20 protein-coding genes are annotated in these 22,081 nt (G+C 45.0%); 9 read left to right on the top strand and 11 right to left on the bottom strand.

Annotation, left to right across the window (positions count from 1 at the left end; genetic code table 11):
* The first annotated feature begins 17 nt into the window (after positions 1-17).
* A complete protein-coding gene (locus tag DPF91_RS11075) occupies positions 18-1,724 on the top strand; it encodes a mechanosensitive ion channel family protein (protein ID WP_117234488.1) in 1,707 nt (568 codons plus the stop codon).
* A 3-nt stretch (positions 1,725-1,727) separates the two neighbouring features.
* Here the strand turns inward: DPF91_RS11075 and DPF91_RS11070 are convergent, their stop codons facing one another.
* The 5 genes from DPF91_RS11070 to gap form a co-directional block, all read right to left on the bottom strand.
* Positions 1,728-2,087 carry a hypothetical protein gene (locus DPF91_RS11070; RefSeq protein WP_117234487.1) on the bottom strand — a complete coding sequence of 120 codons (360 nt, stop codon included), beginning with the start codon at positions 2,085-2,087 and terminating at the stop codon, positions 1,728-1,730.
* 184 nt (positions 2,088-2,271) lie between these two features.
* Positions 2,272-3,237: a ChaN family lipoprotein gene (locus tag DPF91_RS11065; protein WP_117234486.1), complete on the bottom strand. Its 966-nt coding sequence runs from the start codon at positions 3,235-3,237 to the stop codon at positions 2,272-2,274.
* 74 nt (positions 3,238-3,311) lie between these two features.
* A complete protein-coding gene (gene rlmA / locus DPF91_RS11060; RefSeq protein WP_117234485.1) occupies positions 3,312-4,151 on the bottom strand; it encodes a 23S rRNA (guanine(745)-N(1))-methyltransferase in 840 nt (279 codons plus the stop codon).
* A 178-nt stretch (positions 4,152-4,329) separates the two neighbouring features.
* Positions 4,330-5,211, bottom strand: a complete 882-nt coding sequence (locus DPF91_RS11055) for a D-hexose-6-phosphate mutarotase (RefSeq protein ID WP_117234484.1) — start codon at positions 5,209-5,211, stop codon at positions 4,330-4,332.
* A 157-nt stretch (positions 5,212-5,368) separates the two neighbouring features.
* A complete protein-coding gene (gene gap / locus DPF91_RS11050; RefSeq protein ID WP_117234483.1) occupies positions 5,369-6,364 on the bottom strand; it encodes a type I glyceraldehyde-3-phosphate dehydrogenase in 996 nt (331 codons plus the stop codon).
* Positions 6,365-6,713: 349 nt separating this feature from the next.
* Between gap and msrB the strand changes: the two genes are divergently transcribed.
* Positions 6,714-7,121, top strand: coding sequence for a peptide-methionine (R)-S-oxide reductase MsrB (gene msrB / locus DPF91_RS11045; RefSeq protein ID WP_117234482.1), 408 nt, complete (start codon positions 6,714-6,716; stop codon positions 7,119-7,121).
* 46 nt (positions 7,122-7,167) lie between these two features.
* Here msrB and DPF91_RS11040 read toward each other — a convergent pair whose 3' ends face one another.
* On the bottom strand, positions 7,168-7,995 hold the full coding sequence (locus tag DPF91_RS11040) for a DUF2989 domain-containing protein (RefSeq protein ID WP_117234481.1): 828 nt from the start codon (positions 7,993-7,995) through the stop codon (positions 7,168-7,170).
* Between the two features lie 101 nt (positions 7,996-8,096).
* On the opposite strand from DPF91_RS11040, the gene DPF91_RS11035 reads away from it, so the two are divergent.
* Entirely contained in the window at positions 8,097-8,372 is a 276-nt protein-coding gene (locus DPF91_RS11035) for a YeaC family protein (protein ID WP_117234480.1), read from the top strand.
* Between the two features lie 88 nt (positions 8,373-8,460).
* On the opposite strand, the gene ansA is transcribed toward DPF91_RS11035, so the two are convergent.
* Entirely contained in the window at positions 8,461-9,474 is a 1,014-nt protein-coding gene (gene ansA, locus DPF91_RS11030; RefSeq protein WP_117234479.1) for an asparaginase, read from the bottom strand.
* Positions 9,475-9,692: 218 nt separating this feature from the next.
* Positions 9,693-11,543 (bottom strand): signal peptide peptidase SppA, encoded by a 1,851-nt coding sequence (gene sppA, locus DPF91_RS11025; protein WP_117234478.1) that lies wholly within the window; start codon positions 11,541-11,543, stop codon positions 9,693-9,695.
* A gap of 213 nt (positions 11,544-11,756) precedes the next feature.
* Here sppA and DPF91_RS11020 point away from each other — a divergent pair, with 213 nt between their 5' ends.
* The 3 genes from DPF91_RS11020 to DPF91_RS11010 all read left to right on the top strand — a co-directional run bounded on the left by DPF91_RS11020 (position 11,757) and on the right by DPF91_RS11010 (position 16,531).
* Positions 11,757-13,760 (top strand): NADPH-dependent 2,4-dienoyl-CoA reductase, encoded by a 2,004-nt coding sequence (locus DPF91_RS11020; protein WP_117234477.1) that lies wholly within the window; start codon positions 11,757-11,759, stop codon positions 13,758-13,760.
* 151 nt (positions 13,761-13,911) lie between these two features.
* The gene (locus tag DPF91_RS11015; protein ID WP_117234476.1) at positions 13,912-14,460 is read left to right on the top strand and encodes an NAD(P)H nitroreductase; all 549 of its coding nucleotides are present in this window, start codon (positions 13,912-13,914) and stop codon (positions 14,458-14,460) included.
* Positions 14,461-14,554: 94 nt separating this feature from the next.
* The gene (locus DPF91_RS11010) at positions 14,555-16,531 is read left to right on the top strand and encodes a DNA topoisomerase III (RefSeq protein ID WP_117234475.1); all 1,977 of its coding nucleotides are present in this window, start codon (positions 14,555-14,557) and stop codon (positions 16,529-16,531) included.
* Between the two features lie 2 nt (positions 16,532-16,533).
* Here the strand turns inward: DPF91_RS11010 and DPF91_RS11005 are convergent, their stop codons facing one another.
* Entirely contained in the window at positions 16,534-17,220 is a 687-nt protein-coding gene (locus tag DPF91_RS11005) for an SDR family oxidoreductase (RefSeq protein ID WP_117234474.1), read from the bottom strand.
* 146 nt (positions 17,221-17,366) lie between these two features.
* On the opposite strand from DPF91_RS11005, the gene DPF91_RS11000 reads away from it, so the two are divergent.
* From DPF91_RS11000 to DPF91_RS10990, 3 genes are all read left to right on the top strand, one after another.
* Complete coding sequence (locus tag DPF91_RS11000; RefSeq protein WP_117234473.1) at positions 17,367-18,056, top strand: YoaK family protein; 690 nt, start codon at positions 17,367-17,369, stop codon at positions 18,054-18,056.
* A 76-nt stretch (positions 18,057-18,132) separates the two neighbouring features.
* Complete coding sequence (locus DPF91_RS10995; protein ID WP_117234472.1) at positions 18,133-19,077, top strand: histone deacetylase family protein; 945 nt, start codon at positions 18,133-18,135, stop codon at positions 19,075-19,077.
* Between the two features lie 11 nt (positions 19,078-19,088).
* Entirely contained in the window at positions 19,089-19,691 is a 603-nt protein-coding gene (locus DPF91_RS10990; protein ID WP_117234471.1) for a LysE/ArgO family amino acid transporter, read from the top strand.
* 52 nt (positions 19,692-19,743) lie between these two features.
* On the opposite strand, the gene DPF91_RS10985 is transcribed toward DPF91_RS10990, so the two are convergent.
* Both DPF91_RS10985 and DPF91_RS10980 read right to left on the bottom strand, forming a co-directional pair.
* Positions 19,744-20,163 carry a universal stress protein gene (locus DPF91_RS10985; protein WP_117234470.1) on the bottom strand — a complete coding sequence of 140 codons (420 nt, stop codon included), beginning with the start codon at positions 20,161-20,163 and terminating at the stop codon, positions 19,744-19,746.
* Positions 20,164-20,401: 238 nt separating this feature from the next.
* Positions 20,402-21,994, bottom strand: a complete 1,593-nt coding sequence (locus DPF91_RS10980; RefSeq protein ID WP_117234469.1) for a BCCT family transporter — start codon at positions 21,992-21,994, stop codon at positions 20,402-20,404.
* Between the last annotated feature and the right edge of the window lie 87 nt (positions 21,995-22,081).

Raw genomic sequence — 22,081 nt, 5'->3', positions numbered from 1 at the left:
GAGATGAAGAGGTAAGTATGGGTATTCGCCGTATTGGATTGAGAAGATTTTGTATCACCGTATTGCTACTGCTTTCCGCTACGGTATGCGCCAATGAAGAAAAAGCGCTAGCGTATGACGCAGATACAACGAGTGTTAATACAACAGCACCCTCAGTAAACCGAATAGAGCAACAACTCAATACGATAGCTCAGGATATTAAAGACCTTTCACAAACCTTAAATACAGCAGCTGGTGAAGAAAAGGATGCTCTGCAACTTAAGCTGTTCCAAAAGAATGATGATCTTCGATCAGCGTTATCCAATGCAATTCGCAATAAATCGATTCCTCAGGGCGAATTGATCGCGCTTGTTACGCAGCAAGACAAGTACTCTATTGGTGCAACAGAGTATCTAGAAGATAAGATTAAAACCCTTAGCGAACAAATTGATAATGCGAAAAATGAAGAGCGGTTGGCACTACTAAATGATTATCAAGAGCTCCAGTTTTATCTCAGTCAGGTGACGATAGCGAGTTGGCAAAATATAAAATGGTTTCGTCAATTAGGGGTTGATGAGTCAGAAGCGATTGTGAGCTTTAGGTTACTCATAGAGCAGCGATTGAGATTAACTTCGGCGTCTGTTGAATACTTTTATCAACAATTAGGATTGCTTGACAAGCAATTATCGGCTAGCCCAGAAAGTGAAAAATCGACTCTACAGCTTAGCCAACTAGTGATTAAACAACGCTTAGATATCTCTGTTGATAGCTTGAAGTCATTGGTGGTGATTGCGGACCAACTTGAAATTGATAGTGCAGAATACAAGCGCCTATTATTCGAGGTCACAGGGAGTATTACTCAAGACATTCTTAACCTGGAGGTACTGTTGACCATCATTAGTCACTGGTCGGCAAATGCCTGGGATTGGGTCGCAAACAACGCGCCACAGCACCTGTTCCAACTTATGGTGTTTGGCCTGATTTTGCTAGTGGCTAAAATGTTAGCGCAAATCACCCGTAAGATTGTAAGTAAAACAGTAGTCTCAGAAAATCTGAAAATGTCGCAGTTGATGCGAGACTTCTTCATTGGGATGTCCGGTAATGTAGTGTGGGTGATCGGTATTATGGTCGGCTTATCTCAAGTCGGCTTAAATCTTGCTCCCATCCTCACCGGTTTCGGTATTGCCGGTGTGATTATCGGTTTTGCTTTGCAAGATACACTATCTAATTTTGCAGCCGGTATGATGTTGTTAATCTATCGACCATTCGATGTCGGAGACTTTGTGTTTGCTGGTGGAGTCGATGGAAAGGTCGCCTCGATGAGTTTGGTAAACACCACAATTAAGACATTCGATAACCAGATCATTATTGTACCTAACAGTAAGATATGGGGGGATGTGATTAAGAATGTAACACACGAACGAGTCAGGCGTGTCGATATGGTGTTCGGTATTGGCTACAGTGATGATTTGCTCAAAGCTGAAGCGGTATTAACAGAGATCGTTACTGAGCATGAGTCGGTATTAAAAACACCAGAACCAATTATTAAGGTCCATACACTGAACACATCCTCAGTGGACTTTATTGTTCGCCCTTGGGTGAGAACTGATGATTACTGGGATGTTTATTGGGATGTCACCAAGGAAGTGAAGTTGCGCTTCGATCGTGAAGGCATAAGCATTCCGTTTCCTCAACAGGATGTACATCTGCATATGCCAGAGAAAGTGGATGAAAAGGGAATATGAGCGCTACACTAAAGCGAGAATAATACCGCCTATGGTAGCTGCTGCGGAAAGGTACTGGCCTGCAGAATAAGAGCTGTCGTCTTCTTCTTCGATTTTATCAGGATGGTCCATACCTAATGCGCCATGAGCAAAGGATTCCATTTGTTCGGTAATACCTTCTTTCTTTTCTGGCTTAGGTTGACTCTGTTCTATTTGCTTTAATGCTTCGAGTAGTGCTTTGCCTTCATCTGAAAGCGTCACGGTATTTTGCTCTATCTTCAAAGGTGTATTTGAAGATGCTGGTTGTGCGTCAGCCGATTGCGTCGATGCCTTAGCAATATTGGCATTGTTTAGATTCGCGTTGTTATAGCTAACTGGTCCCATAGCATCCTCCTATACGCTCTTGATTACTATATCGGCACTGATGTAAAAAACTTGTGATTTATTTTTTATATATTCAGATTTCGAATAGGTGTTCAAACAAGCAAACTCAAACTAACAAAGCGGCAATCCTTGCCGCTTTTGTCTTATTGATTGAACCCAAGCAATTTACAGGCCAAATAGTAGACTAGTCTTCCACTTCACAGGTGAGGGTATGATTACGTTTGGAGAGAGAATGATAAGCTTGCATTCGGTTCTCTTTCTTTACATATCGAGCTGGGGGAGTCAGTACCTTAAGCTGGTAGTCAGAGCCTTCACTAGTAAATTCTGAAACTGGCGTTACTATCGCGATAGACAGTTGTGGATTTCGCTTAAGAATGGATTGAGCCGTCCCTAAACCGCCCTCTGTATGAAACTTACCAGCCACATGTATTACCTGAGAGGTTGGGTGTTCAGTAATGTATTCAACAATACTTTCCGCCATCGTTTCGTCCCAGGTGACTTGAGCGGCATATTGCTTACTCGTTTGTTCCGGTGAACCATGGTGCATTGATGCCATGAATTTTTGTCGGTAAGGGGTATCTGAGAGATCGATCTGCGATGCAACCATTTGGCGTTGTTCTGGTGTGACTCTATCTAGATACTCAATTCCTTCTCGGCCAATACAGCGCACAAGATCTTTCGGTGCGTTCGCTGCAATGATGTCGCTATTGTTTGCTTTGGCAAGCTCCACCAATGAGCGGTAGTCACTTTCATAATTAGGCCAAGCTTTACCCTGTTTTATCAAGATTTGTTCGCCGACTTCACCTGCTAAGTATTGGTCAATAATAGGCTGCTCAGGGCGAGAAAACTGCTCCATTGAAAGTGCAAGTGGTTCGCCGCTTGTCGCAAGTTGTTGGAATAGTTGAGCTTGGAATAAGTGAACGGCTGGATGAGTGTGCCACTCGCCAACTAGCACCACATCGTAGTCTTTTAGTTTATTTGCGAGTTGAGATAAATCGACTCCGTTACCGCTTGGGGTTGCAAGCGAGTAATCGTAATAGGATTGAAGCGGTGAGATAGGTGTTTGCTTATCTGACTCGAAAGTGTGTTTGCTGCTCATTGCTGAGCAACCAGAGAGAAGAGCTAGAGAGAGTAAAGTAAGTGTGCGCATGTCGCCTCCATATTCGGATTACGATGATAGTGGAGGCGACGAAAGGTTTCAATGAAAATGAGAACTAATTGTATTTAGTTGCTTGTTTTTCGATACACACGGATATTGAAATCTGCCTCGCACTCAAATGCCTGACTAGACTTAAGTTCAGCACGTAACTCTTCAGTTGCTTTCCAAGCAAATGGGGTCATCTGTAGTAAGTCATACGCGTGACCAGAAGTCAGGGTCATCGAGTAATTCACTTTTTGTTCTTCAATCAACTCGAAGCCTGAGATCTCTTCCGCTTCTTCACTATGGAGGCGGACACCATCATAGATTCTATCCCTCAACTCGTATAAGTGGCGAGCGCCAGGAGTGACGGTAACAATGATACCTGATGCACTGACAACACGATTAAGCTCCTCAGCCTTACACGGTGCATAGATACGAACGATTGCATCTAGGCTTTGATCTGCAAAAGGCACACGATGGCTTGAAGCGACACAAAAGTGAGTGGTGTTGTCATCCTTAGTCGTGTAACGCTTAGCTGCGTATCGAATCGCAGCCTTGGAAATATCGAGACCAAAGGTTTGTGAACCTTGATACTTTACAGCGAGTTGCTTTGAAAAATACTGGGTGTAATAACCTTCGCCACAACCAATATCTAACAGTGTAGGTGACACTGCATTGATGTGTTGAAGAAGTTGCATAGAGACTTGCTCACGCATTGGTGCGTAATAATCGGTGTCCAAGAATTCACGTCGAGCCTGCATCATCTCTTTATTGTCACCTGGATCTTTCGAGCGCTTATGGTGCGCTGGCATCAGGTTAACATAACCTTCTTTAGCTAGATCAAATTGATGATTGTTAGCACAACGAAAGGTATTTTGATCCAGTGATAAGGCTTGATGGCATAGAGGGCAGGAGTAGGGCATGGTAAATCTAGGGGCTCAATTACGAATGCGTTAAGGGTACAAGGGATAGTAGGGATAAGCTAGTGAAATTCGGGTTAGATAGCTAGGGTGCTGCTGGAAAACCGGATATCTAGATGTTTAGCTCCGAAGGTACAAAAAAGGGTTGACGTACAAACGCCAACCCTCTAGCTCTCAGCTCTTAAGCCGAAATCGTCGTCTTAAGCTCGTAGCTTTCGCCAGGCTGAAGCGTTTTACCTGATTCGATGCTCGGCGCATGCAGTGTTGATTCTACACAAAGGAACGTTTTGTAGCCGTCGTCCTGCATATCACCCATTGCTTGTGCACCTGCTGCCCATGGGTTCCATAGTACAGCAGAGTTATGACCTGCATTTGCTACATTGATTGTACGGCCAAATACGGCGTCGTTCACTTGGATGTTTGCTTCAGGTTTTGTGTAAACGCGATCAATCGTGTCAGTGAGTTTCAGGACATCACCACCTTGAACAATTGCACCTTCAGCGAGGCTATCGATGTATTCAGGGCCCATACCCGTAGTTTTAGCTTGTTCGATATCACCAAGGTTTAGGTACGTATGAAGCGCACCAGAGAACTTCCACTCAGCATCATCGATGTTCTGTACTTTCAGAGATACGTTGAGCTCTTCACCGATCTCGACAAACAGGCGTGCTTCGAACATGAATGGCCAGATTGCGTGAGTCTCTTCTGACGCGAACAGAGCGAGTTCAACAATGACGCCGTTTTCGCTTTCACGATGCTCAACCAGCTCCCACTCAGAATTGCGCGCGAAGCCATGAGCTGGAGCCGCAATACGACCGAACCATGGCCAGCAAATTGGAATGCCACCGCGTAACGCTGTTTTGCCATCAAACTTAGCTTGTTGGCTCATCCAAATAAGGTCTTCTTGGCCTTGTGGTTGGTAAGAAATGACATGGCCACCGAACAGAGAAATTGCTGCGTTAGCTTTGTCGTGAATCACTCGAACGACTTTTACTGAGTCTATTTCAACGATTGTCACGTTGTCCGACAGAACAGCGACAGCAGGGAGAGTATTTAAATTCATGAGATACGTTCCTAGTTTCTAGAACCTAGTTCCTAGAGTACTCGTACCTCACCCTATCTAGGAACTAGGCACTATTTTCTAGGAACTGCAGACACAAAAAAGGCGACTCGAGAGCCGCCTTTTCAAAATTCATACGCTAATTGCGCATCCTAAGAAATTACTTAGAGATGTGAGCGATTAGGTCAAGAACTTTGTTTGAGTAACCGATTTCGTTATCGTACCAAGATACAACTTTAACGAATTTGTCAGTTAGAGCAACACCAGCGTCAGCGTCAAATACAGAAGTTTGAGTTTCGCCGATGAAGTCTTGAGATACTACTGCGTCTTCAGTGTAACCTAGAACGCCAGCCATTTCGCCTGCAGAAGCAGCTTTCATTGCTTCACAGATTTCAGCGTAAGTAGCAGCTTCTTTTAGATTAACTGTTAGGTCAACTACAGAAACGTTAGCAGTTGGTACGCGGAAAGCCATACCAGTTAGTTTGCCGTTTAGTTCTGGAAGAACAACGCCTACAGCTTTAGCAGCACCAGTTGAAGATGGGATGATGTTTTGAGAAGCACCACGACCACCACGCCAGTCTTTAGCAGAAGGACCATCTACAGTTTTTTGAGTTGCTGTAGTAGCGTGAACTGTAGTCATTAGACCAGACTCGATGCCCCACTTGTCGTTAAGAACTTTAGCGATAGGTGCAAGACAGTTAGTAGTACAAGAAGCGTTAGAAACGATGTCTTGACCAGCGTAAGTGTCTTGGTTTACGCCCATAACGAACATTGGAGTTGCGTCTTTAGAAGGACCAGTTAGAACAACTTTCTTAGCACCAGCAGTGATGTGCTGACGTGCAGTTTCGTCAGTTAGGAAGATACCAGTTGCTTCAGCTACAACGTCAACGCCGATTTCGTCCCACTTAAGGTCAGTTGGGTTACGCTCAGCAGTTACGCGTACAGTTTTACCGTTAACGATTAGGTTACCGTCTTTTACTTCAACAGTGCCGTTGAAACGACCGTGAGTTGAGTCGTACTTAAGCATGTACGCCATGTACTCTACGTCGATTAGATCGTTAATACCTACTACTTCGATGTCAGCGCGCTCAACAGATGCACGGAATACGAAACGACCGATACGGCCAAAACCGTTAATACCTACTTTGATAGTCATTGTAGTTGCTCCACAACTTAATTTCTGATTAAAGATAAACTGGTAGTAAAATTACAAAACCAAGTCTTCGACTGCAAGGGATAATCGAGCCTAACTTGTTTAAAGTCAAAAAAAAGCGTCGCTTTTTTTCATAACTCGTAGTATTTGATTACTTTTTATCCCTTTTGGGTATTTAATTGTCATTTTACCAAAGTTTTTGCTAGCCAAACCTTGTTGGCGTAACAAGAATTTTAGTCATCCATGTTACGGAGAGAAAGTATGTGCTACATCAAGGGTGATGTGCAAGTTTTTGACAAAGAAATTCGTTATAATGTTCGCAATTGATAAACCAGTGGTTAAATAGAGGGACATGGAGAGAGTAGTCAAAACAGATCAAGAGTGGCGAGAACAACTAACAGAACAAGAGTTTGCTGTATGTCGTCAACAAGGCACAGAAGCCCCTTTCACTGGCAAGCTTCTGCATAATAGAGAAACGGGTGTTTATGCGTGTACATGCTGCGAAGCTCCTCTATTTAAGTCTGAAAATAAGTACGACTCAGGTTGTGGCTGGCCGAGTTTTGATTCTGCGATCGATGAGAAGGCCATTCGTTACCTAGAAGATCTCAGTCATGGTATGAAGCGTGTCGAGATCCGATGTGCGACATGTGATAGTCACCTGGGGCATGTTTTCCCTGATGGTCCACCCACCACGGGTGAACGATTCTGTGTTAATTCAGTGTCGTTAATTTTTAACAATGAAAACAAAAAAGACGCTTAATGCGTCTTTTTTGTTACTTTCTTTCAATATTGATGGCTTTATTGAGCTAGCTTTCTTCTATACCTTGCGGGATAAGTGCTGCATTGAATTGACGTTGGTCTATGGCGTCCTCTATCGAACCTTTTAACGTCATCAATTGAGACTGGGTTTCATCGTCAAATTGATAGATTCTACGAAGTTCGCTTTCTGACGCTACCGGAACACCTAAATCTTTGGCTATTAATGCCCACACATAAGCTTGTTTAAGATTGTTTAAGCTTTGGTTCACACCCGCTAGTGACTTTATCACTTCTACGTTTAAATCTTTGTCGCGGCTAAGTTCAAGTGAACGGTGTAGTAGATCGCGAGTCTTCAGCTTATCTTTCCCCGTATAAAAGGTAGCAAGGGCGTATTGCATGTCAGCAGTATCTAGGGCCCCAGTGGGTTCTAACTGTAAGAAAGAACGCTGAGCATTTTCGTCTCCAAGCTGGCTCCACAAGAAATATAGGGCTTGAGGTGTTTTCGATGGCTCTAACTCACTAACGATGCGATCGAGTTCTTTGCCTGCGTTGACTAAAGAACGGAAACGGAGCTCTTTAACGTTTGATTTGTCGAGAGGCTCTATCTGCGATGCTAACTCTAGGCATTGCTGATACTTCGCTACCAGATGGTACTGTTCGATCTTATGAGCGTCTGATGGGGAAGGGAGTCCTTCGTAACGGTGCCAAATCATATCGGTGCGAGGAATGCGGCATTGACCATCACCCATATTGAACAACTCGCATTGTAGTCGAGGGTTTTTGTCGCAAAGTTGATCGGTATTTTTACGGCCTTCAAGGCAACCTGTCAAAGCAACGGCCAGTGTAGCTCCAAGGAGCATCTTTATTAGATTCATATACTGTGATCGAAAGCAGTAAATTAATGGGGTTATCTTGACTCAATGCTAGGGCTCGCTATCGTCAACGTCAACACAATATCATTTATTCAAGGGACATTATGGATATTGATCAACTACTCGCTGCTATGACTCCAGAAGTGTATGAGCGTTTGCTGAATGCAGTAGAAACGGGCAAGTGGCCAGAAGGTACAGCTTTATCACAAGAACAAAGAGATAGTTGTATGCAGGCCGTGATGCTTTATCAATCGAAGCACAATGAAGAAGCGCAGCATATGACAGTGGCGGCCGGTGGCGAAATCAGCTTTAAGTCAAAAATGGAACTCAAGAAACAGTTTATGTCTAGCGCTGGGGATATACCAATCAAACAAGATTGATTCGTTTCCTGGAACCTAGTATTGAAATTTGAGAGTTGTGATATGAGATCTGCTCTCAAATTACAACTCTCAAGACTCATTTCTACCTTTATAGGCTCATCTCACCACGAAGAATCTGCTGCATTTTCTGCTTAATTTCTTCGTAACTTAGATCTTGACTCAGCAGATAATGAAGCTTGGCCAATGCTGCTTCTGGTGTCATATCATAGCCGCTAATAACGCCTGCATCTGCTAACGCACAACCTGTCGCGTAGCCACCCATGTTGACTTTGCCCGCCAAACATTGAGTGAGGTTTACAACAATGACGCCACGCTCTGACGCTTCTTTTAGGTGACCAAGCAGTTCAGGGTTTTGTGGTGCATTGCCGACACCAAATGTCAGCAGAATCATCGCGTTCACAGGTTGGCGTAAGGTATTGCGAATCACTTCGTGGGAGATACCTGGGTACATAGTGATCACGCCGATTGGTTGTGGGGTGATGTTGTGGACCTTGAACTCGCCTTCTGGCTTTTTATCAACTTCAACGCCATTGCTCACTTGAATATTAATACCCGCCTCTAGGAGAGGAGATAGGTTCGGTGAAGTGAACGCGTTGAAGCCATCGGCATGTGACTTGGTGCTGCGGTTACCCCGCATCAATTGATTGTTGAAGAAAAGAGTGACTTCATTGATTGGGTAGTTTGCAGCGATGTGCAGAGCATTGAGTAAATTCGCTTGGCCGTCTGAACGAAGCTCGGCTAGCGGAATTTGGGAGCCAGTTACGATAACTGGTTTACCTAAATTCTCTAGCATGAAAGAGAGCGCAGAGGCTGTGTACGCCATAGTGTCAGTGCCGTGCAGAATGACGAAACCGTCGTACTTGTCGTAGTTGGCACGGATATCGTCAGCGATCTGTTGCCAGTCCATAGGAGTCATGTCTGAAGAGTCGATCAGCGGCTCATACTCATGAATCGTGTAATCAGGCATCTCTGGTCGGTGAAACTCAGGCATACTTTGCAGTTGTTTTTCCATAAAACCGGCGACTGGGATATAACCGTGATCGGATTTTTGCATACCGATAGTACCGCCAGTATATGCGATATAAATGTGTTTCTTTGCCATGTTGAATGCCTACGGGTCAGGGAACAGTGGCGCGATTATAACGAAAAAAAGCTGAATAGGAAGAAGTTATAAAAGTGGAACGATGAGCTTAACGGGAAGGAGAATTTCTAGGCGGATTCTATTAGCCAATAAGACGAAAAATCATGGAGTTGTTGTAAATGAGAGCTGGCTCCTAGAACGGTCAATATCAAGGAGCCAACTATGCTAATTTTAGGTGGTTACTCCACCTTACACGGTAAGCAGAAGGCGTAGTAACCTTTCGGGTCATTGAAGCTGTCGAGCAGACTTAAATCAGTTTGTACTTGCTGTGCAACAGGCATTAAAGAACGAGGAATCCAAGCGCTGACATCCAAGCCAAACTCGACTTTCGCTTGATTCATGAAGTCTTGAATCAATTGCTCTGTTGGTGACAAGGGTTCTTCAATCCAGTAGATGTTGTAGCTCTCCAATTGAGCGAGCGCAGCGGCGGCTGCAACAGCATCATCAAAGTCACCCATAGAGTCTACAAGACCGTGTTGCATGGCATCTTGTCCCGTCCAAACTCGACCCTGAGCGATTGAGTCTACTTGCTTGACTTCTATATCTCGGTTTTCGCCCACGAGTGAGATAAAGCGATTGTAACCGTGCTCTATCCCCATTTGGAAAGCATCAGACGCTTGCTCAGTCAAACCCGTCGTTAAGCCTTGGCCAGAGAATGGCGATGTGCCCACGCCGTCAGTATAAACCCCAATATTGTTTAAGCCTTTTTCGAACGTAGTGATCACGCTAAAAATGCCAATTGAACCGGTAAGGGTTGTTGGCTGAGCGATGATCTTGTCTGCGCTCATCGAAATCCAGTAACCGCCAGAGGCAGCAAGGCTTGACATGGAAACGACAACAGGCTTACCAGCATTTCGCAGTGCAACAATCTCATTGCGAATCACCTCAGAAGCAAATGCGCTGCCTCCAGGACTGTCGACACGTAGGACAACTGCTTTAACCTTGCTGTCGTTCTTTGCTTCGCGCAGTAGGCTTGCAACCGTGTCGCCACCCACTGAGCCACGTGGTTGTTGACCGTCTAAGATCGCACCGCTTGCTACAATAACTGCGATATCATCTTGTTGACCATTAAAGTCAGGGTGTACCGATTTTTGGTAATCGTAGTAGCTAACTTGCTTAAAGCTGTCTTCACCATTGCTGCCGTACGTATCAATCAGGTAACGACGCATTTCTTGACGAGTCGCCAACTGGTCAACCAAGCCAAGCTCCAATGATAGTTTTGCTAGGTCGCCATCCACGGCTTTTAGTTGTGCTAAGAAGTCGTCCATAGACGGGTTGAGCGCACCGACGTCGATTGAACGATTGGTCGCAACATCATCAACAAACGCGCCCCACAATTGACTCAGCCAGCGAGATGCCGATTGTTTCGCTTCGTCAGACATGTCATCACGAAGAAAGGGTTCAACGGCAGACTTGTATGTCCCAACACGGAAGATATGCGTAGTGACGTCCAGCTTCTCTAGTAAGGTTTTGTAATAAAGGGAGTAAGCACTGTAGCCTTTAATCATTACAGCACCGTCTGGTGCGAGAAATACTTTGTCGGCATAGCTTGCTAGGTAATATTGACTCTGGTTGTAAATATCACCAATGGCATAGATGGACTTGCCTGATGCCTTGAACTCATTTAGGGCCTTTGCGATATAACGAAGCTTGGTTAAGTTAGTTTCAGGCAACTCTTTTAATGCTAAGACAATACCAAGTATTTTATCGTCGTCTTTTGCATGACGAATCGTTTCAACGATGTCGAAAAGCACATTCTCTTTTGGTAGATCGCGACCAAACAGGGAGCCTGTAACTGAATCCATAGGGTTGACGTAACGGCTCTGCTCAACAATTGGACCAGAGAGGTTGAGAACCAAGGCTCTTGGTTGAACTTCAACCGGTTTGGTGCTGTCCGTTTTGGTATAAGCGAAGTACAGAAGCGCAATCAACAACAAAAATGACAGGTTTAGTACTGCCACTCGTAAGAAGCTTATGGTCTTCCAAATCCCTTTAAGAACAAGGCCAATAAATCGAAATATTGTCTTCATAGTTTTTCTCCGCAACATGGCGGTATCAGTATGGTAGCTTTTAAAGAAAACATAAAAGCCTGAAAAATTAGATACCTATAATCGTAATGTATTACGTTCTTGTTTACCAACAAGATTGATCTTTGTTGCAAATATGTAAACGGCTGTTTGATTTTCAGTTTGTGGACTAATATTGTGGTCAGACCAGAATGATAATAAAAGCGATGGAATGTCATGTACCCACACTTACTAAAACCTCTAGATCTCGGATTTACCCAATTGCGCAATCGCGTACTCATGGGATCGATGCATACTGGCCTCGAAGAACACAAAGAGGGGCTTCATAAGCTCGCTGCGTTCTATGAAGAGCGAGCCAAAGGCGGTGTGGGTTTAATTGTGACGGGAGGCTTCTCACCAAACTTACGCGGCCGCTTGAGCCCATTTAGCGCTGAATTCAGCAGACCAAAACATGCAAAAGAACACCAAGTCGTGACGGAAGCTGTACACAAGCACGGTGGCAAAATCGCATTACAGCTTTTGCATGCTGGGCGATACGCGATGCACCCATTCTCGCAAAGTGCTTCTTCAATGAAAGCACCGATTGCCAAGTTTGCACCGAGTGAAATGAGTGAACGTCAGATTCTCAACACGATTGAGGCTTTTGCCAACAGTGCATCACTTGCCAAATCTGCAGGCTATGATGGGGTTGAGCTTATGGGATCTGAAGGCTACCTCATCAACCAGTTTATCTGTAAACGCACCAATATGCGTTACGACGATTGGGGTGGTACCTATAAAAAACGCATGCGTTTCCCTATTGAGTTAGTAAAAGCGGTGCGTGAAGTGGTAGGAAAAGACTTCATTATCATCTTTAGACTTTCAATGCTTGACCTTGTTGAAGAGGGTAGCACCTTTGAAGATGTCGTGATGCTGGCTCAAGAGCTAGAAAAGGTTGGGGTCACAATCATCAATACCGGTATTGGTTGGCATGAAGCTCGTATTCCGACCATTGCAACACAAGTTCCACGTGGCGCGTTTACTTGGGTGACGGAGAAAGTAAAACCTTATGTCTCGATTCCAGTCGTAACTTGTAACCGTATTAATACGCCAGAAGAGGCTGAGCGCATCCTGAGTGAAGGTCATGCGGATATGGTTTCAATGGCAAGGCCATTCCTTGCTGATCCTGAATTTGTACTTAAAGCAGAGCAATCACGCTCGCAGCATATCAATACTTGTATTGGGTGTAATCAAGCGTGTTTGGACAATGTATTTAAAGGTAAACGCGCAAGCTGCTTAGTCAATCCGAGAGCTTGTCATGAAACTGAGTTACTGATTGAACCGGCTAAAAATAAAAAGCGTGTTGCTGTTGTCGGTGCAGGCCCTGCAGGCCTTGCTTGTGCAACGACGTTAGCAGAGCGTGGTCACCATGTTGATCTTATTGAGAAGAATGACCGAATCGGCGGACAGTTCCGGCTCGCGATGCAGATTCCTGGCAAAGAAGAATTTAGAGAAACTATTCGTTACTTTGCTAATCGTTTAGATGAAACAGGCGTCAATTTATTGCTGGATACACCTGCTGATTTTGAACAGCTCAAAGAGTATGACGAAGTGGTTATGGCCTCGGGTGTTGAGCCAAGAAAACTCAACATTGAAGGCATTGATAACCCTGAGAAAGTGGTCGACTACCAGACATTGATTCGAGAAAAAACCCACGTCGGTAACAACGTAGCAATCATTGGGGCGGGTGGTATCGGTATCGATGTGGCGACCATGTTGACGGAGCCTGTGCATCAAACTCTAGATGATTGGCTACATGATTGGGGTATTGATAAACAATTAGAACATCCGGGTGGTTTATTTCCATTCCCCGATGCAGAGAGTGAGCTTAATGTCTGGGTCATGCAGCGCAAAAAAGGTCGCGTGGGTAAAGGTCCCGGTAAAACGACAGGATGGATTCACAAACGCACTCTCGAGAAGCGTGGTGTAAACCTCCTTGGTGGTATTCAATATGAAAAAATTGATGATGATGGTTTACATATCATCAAGGGTAAAAAGATTGAGTTATTGCCAGCAGACAAAGTGGTGATCTGTGCAGGGCAAGTCTCAGTGAGACCGTTTGAAGAGAAGTGGCAAGAGTTGGGCGAGCACTTCCACTTGATTGGTGGTGCAGATGTAGCTGGTGAGTTAGATGCTGTGCGTGCAATTCGTCAAGGTGTTGAGCTCGGCGCGAAGCTGTAAAGCGTTGAAGGTTACATAGCTACGTGAAGACACACAATTACAATGCAGTCATTCGTCCTTTTTGAGAGTTATTATCATTCCAAACTCTGTGCTAAAGTAGTGAATACTCTTAACAAAAGAGAATCTAAAGAAAGCTTAAGAAGGACTTCAAATGGATGCGTTAGAACTGTTGTTAAATCGACGCTCAATTGCCAAATTATCTGAGCCAGCACCAGAGGGCGTGGTGCTCGAAAACATCATTCGTGCCGGTTTACGAGCACCAGACCACGCCAACCTAACACCTTGGCGTTTTGTTATTTCTCAAAGTGAGGGATTGCAGAAGTTAGCGAACATTCTGGTGGACGCGGCAAAGAAAGCTGGTGCTGAAGAAGCGGTTGTTGAGAAATTGTCAAAGGCACCATTTCGTGCACCTATGGTTATTACTGTCATTGCAAAGGTTACCGAGCATGAGAAAGTACCAGCCATTGAGCAACACTTGTCAGCGGGTTGCGCTGTTCAGGCTATGCAGATGGCTGCGGTAGCACAAGGCTTCCAAGGTTTCTGGCGCTCAGGTAAATGGATGTTTGATGAGAACGTAAGGCAAGCTTTCGGCCTAGAGGGTGAAGATGAAATTGTTGGCTTCTTGTACTTAGGCACACCAGGTTGTACGCCAATGAAAGTACCAGAGCGTGATATTAGTAAGTTCGTTGAGTATCTATAGTCATAAACCACTGGTTAAAAGTACAGTTTTTCTTGATTTGTTAGGGCCACATTCGTTAATGTGGCCCTAATTATTTGTTTGTTATGAATTCTCTATGTCTCGTCTGTTCATTGCCGAAAAACCTAGTCTAGGGCGTGCGATTGCCACTGCTTTACCCAATCCTCAAAAGAAGGAACAGGGTTTTATCCGTTGCGGTAATGGCGATATTGTCACTTGGTGCATTGGGCACTTGTTAGAGCAGGCTGAACCGGACAGTTATGACGAGCGCTACAAAAAATGGAATATAGGCGATCTGCCAATTGTTCCTGAGCTGTGGCAACTCAAACCTAAGAAGACGGCGAGCAAACAGCTAACGGTGGTCAGAAAGCTACTTAGAGAATGCAATGAAATCGTCCATGCCGGTGACCCAGACCGAGAAGGGCAGTTGTTGGTCGACGAGGTGATTGATTACTGCAAGGTCTCGCAAAAGAAGAAAGCGACGATTAAACGCCTTCTTATCAGTGACCTTAACCTGCCGGCAGTGAAGCGCGCATTGTCCTCGATGCGAGATAATCGAGATTTTATTCCTCTGTCAGTATCCGCGTTGGCTCGTTCAAGAGCAGACTGGTTGTATGGCATGAATATGACCCGCGCTTATACCCTGTTGGGACAAAAAGCGGGATACCAAGGTGTACTGTCTGTTGGTCGGGTACAGACACCGGTTTTAGGGTTAGTAACCCGCCGGGATGAAGAGATCGAAAACTTTGTTCCTAAAGACTATTTTACGCTTCATGCTTTAATTCCCTATCAAGGCGATAATGGCTGGTTTGATATTCGTTCGCGTTGGAAGCCAAGTGATGCGTGCCAACCCTGGCAAGATGAAGAGGGACGAGTGCTCAATCGTAAGTTGGTTGAGAATGTCGCTGCTCGTATCGCTAATCAGCCTGCGACGGTTAAAGAGTCTGAGCAGAAACAAACTAAGCAGAATGCGCCACTTCCTTACTCTCTTTCCGCTTTACAAATAGATGCGGCAAAGCGCTTTGGTATGAGTGCTCAACATGTATTAGATGTGTGTCAGTCTTTGTACGAGAAGCACAAACTCATCACTTACCCGCGTTCAGACAGCCGTCACTTACCTAAAGACCATTATAAGCAAGCGGGCTCTGTGGTTGATGCGATCGCCAATAATGCGAAAGATCTCGCTTCCGCAGCACAAGGTGCAGATTTGTCGATCAAATCTAAAGCATGGAATGATAGCAAGGTCGATGCGCACCATGCGATCATCCCGACACCCAAGAAATCTTCAGTGAATGGGTTGTCTGGAGACGAAATGAAAGTGTATGCACAAATTGCTCGCCAGTACCTTATGCAATTCTATCCTGCGGCTGTTTATGCTGATTCTAAACTGGTGTTTGATATCGCTGGTGGAGTCTTTATCGCTAAAGGACGTCAAATGATATCGGCGGGTTGGAAAGCGCTAATGGGTAAGAGTGATGATGAAGAGCAAACGGAAGACAGAGTGCCCGCACTCATAGAGGGTGAGGTGTTGACTTGTCGTGAAGGCCTTATTGGTGACAAAAAAACGGAGCCACCCAAGCATTTCACCGAAGCTACGTTGCTCCAAGCCATGACGGGTATTTCTCGATTTGTTGAAGACAAAGAACTGAAGAAAATCCTCAAAGAAACCGATGGCTTGGGAACGGAGGCTACGCGAGCGGGTATCCTAGATATCCTATTTAAGCGTCAGCTGCTCAAGCGACAGGGAAAGAGCATCTTGAGCAGTCCGGCTGGGAGAGGGCTAGTTCATGCCTTGCCAGACGCTTCGACTTACCCTGACATGACTGCACACTGGGAGCACCAGCTTCAAGGTATGGCAGAAAGAAACCAGGCCTATCAACCCTTTATGCAAGCACTGCAAAATCAAATTGATGGTTTGATGACGCAAGTGAAACAAGGACCAGTTCCTGAATCCTTGCGCCATCTTCCTAAGGTTGAGCGGCCAGCATTTAAACGTAAGCGTAAAAGTACTGGCAAAGCCAATTACAACTCAAAAGCGACAACAGGCACACGTCGTAAGAAAAGTTCTAAATGATATTACCAAGGCAGCTCAGAGCCATCGAAGTTGATAAATTGTCCTGAGTTTCCTGGTGTTGAATTTTGAATAACATTAAATAACCCTTGTGCCGAGATGTCCGTCTCTAAAAGTGCGTTAGGTCCACCCATCTCGGTTTTTACCCATCCAGGGTGAAGCGCAAGCACTGTAAAACCTTGGCTTGATAGATCATTGCTGAGGCTTTTGACAACCGAGTTTAGTGCTGCTTTTGATGAGCGATAGATATAGCCGCCACCCGAGGTATTTTCGGTCATGCTGCCAACCTTAGAGGAGAGGCAAGCTATCGTCTTCGAACTACTCTTTTCAAGTCTTGGGTAAAATGCCTCTACCAGTTTCAATGGCGCTATCGTGTTGACTTCTAGAACCTTTCGCCATTCCTCCACATCAGTGTGACCAAAATCATATCCCTTTGGACCATAGTAGCCCGCGTTATTGATCAGGATGTCGATATTTGGCAGCGCTGAGGCTAGATCTTCTACTTGCGAGTAATTGGTTACATCGAGCTGAAACGCGCTTAAGCTTTGATGATTCTTTGTAAGTTCAAGTAGCTCTTGTGAGCTTGCTTTGTCTCGATAGGTGGCGAGAACTTTGAAGTTATGCTCCAAGAATTGCTTAGCCAATGCAAGGCCAATTCCTCTGTTTGCACCGGTGATGAATACGGTTGCCATAATCTCTCCTTTTTCGTTTTACTCACTATACGTCTTTCACCTATAAAGGTTAAGCCTGCTTGCGATAGGTCAATATTTACCTACATAATCGGCGTACAATCCGCGTTTTATAAATCCAGGTTATACCTGAAGTACGGGTGATATTGATGATCAGACGTTTACCAAAATGGGTGGAATGGGGCTCATTTATTCTGGCTTTTATTGCAGGTTACGTGAATGTCATCGGTTTACTTGGCTTCCAACATCAGTCGGTTTCTCATTTATCGGGATCTGCAACCTTACTCGGCGCGCAACTGGCTGGTTTTGAGTGGACCTTAGGTTTGCAGCTTATTGGCGTCCTGATTTGCTTTGTCGTCGGCTCGGCAATCTCTGGCGCAGTGTTGTGTGGTGAGTCGTTTGAGGTGGGGCGTCACTATGACTCTCTGCTGATTCTTGAAGCGATACTACTCATCCTAGCGACTGTTTCGTTAGTACTTGATGTGCATATTGGCCACTATATTGCTTCGCTGGCCTGTGGGTTACAAAATGCGTTGGCGACACGATACAGCGGAGCAGTAGTAAGAACGACGCACGTAACGGGATTGTTTACCGACCTTGGCTTGATGATTGGAGCGAGTTTACGCGGTGAAACCTTTGATAAACGCAAAGCCAAGCTTTTTGTCACTATCATATTTGGCTTCGTATCCGGAGGCACAACTGGTGCGGTCATCTTTGAGAGATTAGAGTTCATTGCTTTGCTCGTTCCGGCATCTCTCTGTCTTGGTTTAGCATTCGCTTATCGATTGTTCTTCATTAAGCGTAACACCCAGCTTTACACCGAACTTACTCATCACTAATCGTTGATTACTAGCCCATTTTAATCATAGAGTTGATTGGGTACACTGAGGTTATTGCGAATCAATAATCACTATCATGCTACCCATCATTTACCACTCGATTTATTCTGAGCTTCCTCTTCCACCACAGCATCGATATCCTATCTCGAAGTATAAGCGCTTACATCAAGCGGTTAATGAACAGATGAACCAAGAGCTTGAAAGTGGTTGTATTCAGTTGATTGAGTCTACAGCTCTGACGGTAGATGAGGTGAAAAAAGTTCATTGTTCTGACTATATTGACCTTCTTACTAGCGGTCAGTTAGCTGAAGCCAAGATGCGGCGTATTGGTTTTCCATGGAGCGAACAACTGATCCGAAGAACCTTAACCTCCGCAGGAGGTACCGTGGCTACCGCTGAGTTGGCAATAGAGCATGGCTTTGCGATCCACCTAAGTGGAGGTTACCACCACGCTCATTTTGATTTTGGCAGTGGCTTTTGTTTGATTAACGATCTCGCACTTGCCGCCTTTAAAGCTCTTGAGCACCCGGATGTCGATAAAGTGCTGATCATCGATAGCGATGTGCATCATGGTGACGGGACGGCGACACTGTGCCAAAACATGCCAGATGTAGTGACCCTTTCTTTTCACTGCGGTAAAAACTTTCCAGCAAGAAAACCGGACTCCGATATCGACATTGACCTCAACCGGGAAGTCGGAGACCAAGAGTTTTTAACTACTTTTAAGTCGGTGGTGGAAACAGCAATCAACCTACACCAACCGGACCTTGTTATCTACGATGCAGGCGTCGATATTCACATTGATGATGAGCTAGGGTATTTGAATGTCTCTACGGATGGGATTTATCAACGAGACTATTGGTTGCTAAATCATTGTCTCAACAGACACCTACCTGTGGGATGTGTGGTTGGTGGTGGATACCGAACAGATCATCAGGATCTCGTAGAGCCGCACATGCAACTAATCAGGGCAGCAGCGAAGGTGCTATCAGAACGTTGCACTCAGAACATTGCTCTTTAGGACGAACAACAATGACGACTTATCTTGCCGGTTTTTCTCTTGGTTTGTCACTTATCTTAGCGATTGGATCGCAAAATGCGTTTGTGCTCAAGCAAGGTCTAAAACGACAGCACGTGTTTGTGGTGTGTTTAGTCTGTGCATTGTCTGATGCGATACTCATTTCACTAGGAGTGGGCGGTTTTGGTGCATTGGTAAAACAGTTTCCTCAGATTGAGACCTTTGCCCGTTATGGTGGCGCGCTGTTTCTGACCATTTATGCTCTATTGAGCTTCAAATCGGCATTGACGACCGATCATGCTCTAAAAGCGAGTGAGCAATCTCAGTCTTCGTTACCTAAGACGGTGGCAATATGCTTAGCATTTACTTGGTTAAATCCGCATGTGTATCTCGATACGGTAGTTCTGCTTGGTTCGATATCGACTCAGTATCAACCGCAGCAGCATCTGTTCGCTTTAGGTGCGGTGAGTGCATCGTTCGTGTTCTTCTTTTCTCTTGGGTTTGGCGCTCGTTTATTGGCCCCTGTTTTTGATAAACCTAAGGCGTGGAAGTTCTTGGAATTGTTTGTTGGGGTCGTCATGGCGTTAATTGCACTCTCTTTGCTAAGAGTAATCTAACGACTCAGATAGAATAAGCCCTAGCACATGCTAGGGCTTTGTTTATATGGGATTACACGGGAACCACTAATATGTCGACAGGGGATTTGTCGATGAGGTGTTTGGAATGTGAAATCCACTTGCTGAGGAAGTCATGGTGATGTCCGCAAATAATAAAGTCGATATGTCGATCAGCAATCATATCCAGCACTTTAGTGCTTAGATCACCGGTGCCCACCCAACAATTCTTAACAGGATAGGTAGCATATTCAACAAAGCTTTCTAGCTGTTGCAATGCATCGATATTAATTGGTGCCTCGTCTTCAATATGCAAGATATCGATCAATTCTGGGTAGATTTCACCGTGAGTGTCATCGATATGAACAAATGAGACATTCGCGCCAAATTGTTCGGCTAGAAAACCGGCTTTTCTTACCAGCTGTTTGCTTGAGTCTTCTAGATCTAAAGCAACGAGAATATTGTGATATTTCATAGCAATCTCCTAACTCTTTTCCCTTCGGTGTCACCATTAGAATAGTCAAACTTGCCCTTAAAAAATCCCGTTACGCTCGCAACTTATCTGTTACATATTAAAAACATGAATAAAACTTGTTCTAGAGCAAATTTTGGTCGATCAGTTTATTGGTGATGTCGATTCGCTTGCAAGCGAGAAAGAAAAAATCCCCACTGATTTCTCAAATGGGGATTGGAGTTTAGTTTAGGAGATCAATCTAAGCGTACGATGGCTTTTGGTATTCAAGTTCCGTCTTTAGACCCATCACCAAGCTGACACACATGGTCAACAAGATGATGGTAAAAGGCAGACCTGTTGAAATGGTTCCTGCTTGCAACGCTTGGATGGCTTCAGTACCACCGACCCAAAGCAAAACAGCAGCAATAGCACCCTGGGTTGTTGCCCAGAAGATGCGTTGTTGTACTGGTGCGTCAACCTTGCCGCCCGCAGCAATACTATCGACAACTAACGATGCTGAGTCTGATGAGGTGATAAAGAAGACCATAATCAGTGCAATAGAGAGAACCGAAAGTAAGTTACTTAACGGCAGAGCATCGTAAACATAGAAGAGAGATAGCGTGATATCGGACAGCCCATTCGCGCCCAACTCACCCACTTTGTTCACTACTTGGTCGATTGCAAGACCACCAAATGCCGACATCCAAATCAGAGTGATGAATGTAGGAATGAACACTACAGCAGTGATGAATTGGCGAACCGTGCGTCCTTTGGACACGCGCGCGATAAACATGCCGACACATGGTGACCAAGAGATCCACCAAGCCCAGTAGAATACAGTCCAACCGTGCATCCAAGCTTCGTCTTCACGGCCGTGTGGATTACTTAGAGGAATAAAGTTTTCAACATAACCGACAAATGCTGCAGAAACTGAGTCAAAGAAGATGGAGATACCAACGATAATGACAAACATCAGCAGCGCGAAAGCGGTCATTAAGTTGATATTACTCAGCACCTTTACACCACCATCAATACCGCGAATCACAGATAGGATCGCTAAGCCGGAAACGATGACGATAATGATTAGTTGGGTGGTAATGTTCGCTTCGATACCAAATACATGCGACAGGCCACTTGCTGCTTGTTGTGCGCCTAATCCTAGTGAGGTCGCTAAACCAAATAGGGTCGCGATGACTGCCATGATATCGATGATGTGACCAAACCAACCCCACGCGCGATCACCTAGGATAGGATAGAAGACCGATCGCATTGAGAGTGGCAAGCCTTTGTTGTAAGCAAAGAAGGCCATCGAAAGAGCAACCACGGAATAAATAGCCCAACCATGAATACCCCAGTGGAACATGGTTGTACCCAATGCTACGGCCTTCGCTCCTTCAGAATAAGCAGGAGTATTAAGTGGCGTTTCGTACCAACCCGTGAAGTACGCTGTTGGCTCTGCCACTCCCCAAAACATCAAGCCGATACCCATACCAGCGGCAAATAGCATCGCAATCCATGAAGCAGTAGAGTGTTCAGCGACAGCATCTGTACCACCAATACGAATTTTGCCAAATGGTGAAAGCACCAAGAATAGGCAGAAAACGACGAAAATATTGGCTGCCCACATGAACAGGTAGTCGAAGTTAGCGATGATCTTCCACTTAGCACCATCGAGAAGACTTTTGGCGGTCGATGGCTCGACAAGAAGCAGCGCAACTAAAAACAGAATAATAAGCCCAGCACTGATGCTGAACACGGCGTTGTGGACGTCAAAGCCCCACTTTTGAATATTGTCTTGACCGATTGTGTAATCGGTACTTTCAATACTGTATTTGTCCTTTTCTTGACTCATGGTCCCTCTGTACGCTGAAAAACAGCGCGGAATTAACGAGTGCTCAGATTAACAAGAAACAGTGATCGGAATTGCAAATAATAATAA

This window comes from Vibrio maerlii (genome assembly GCF_003415655.1).
GTDB lineage: Bacteria > Pseudomonadota > Gammaproteobacteria > Enterobacterales > Vibrionaceae > Vibrio > Vibrio maerlii.
The sequence above is the reverse complement of the archived record's forward strand: the minus strand, read 5'-3'. Positions and strand labels throughout refer to the sequence as shown.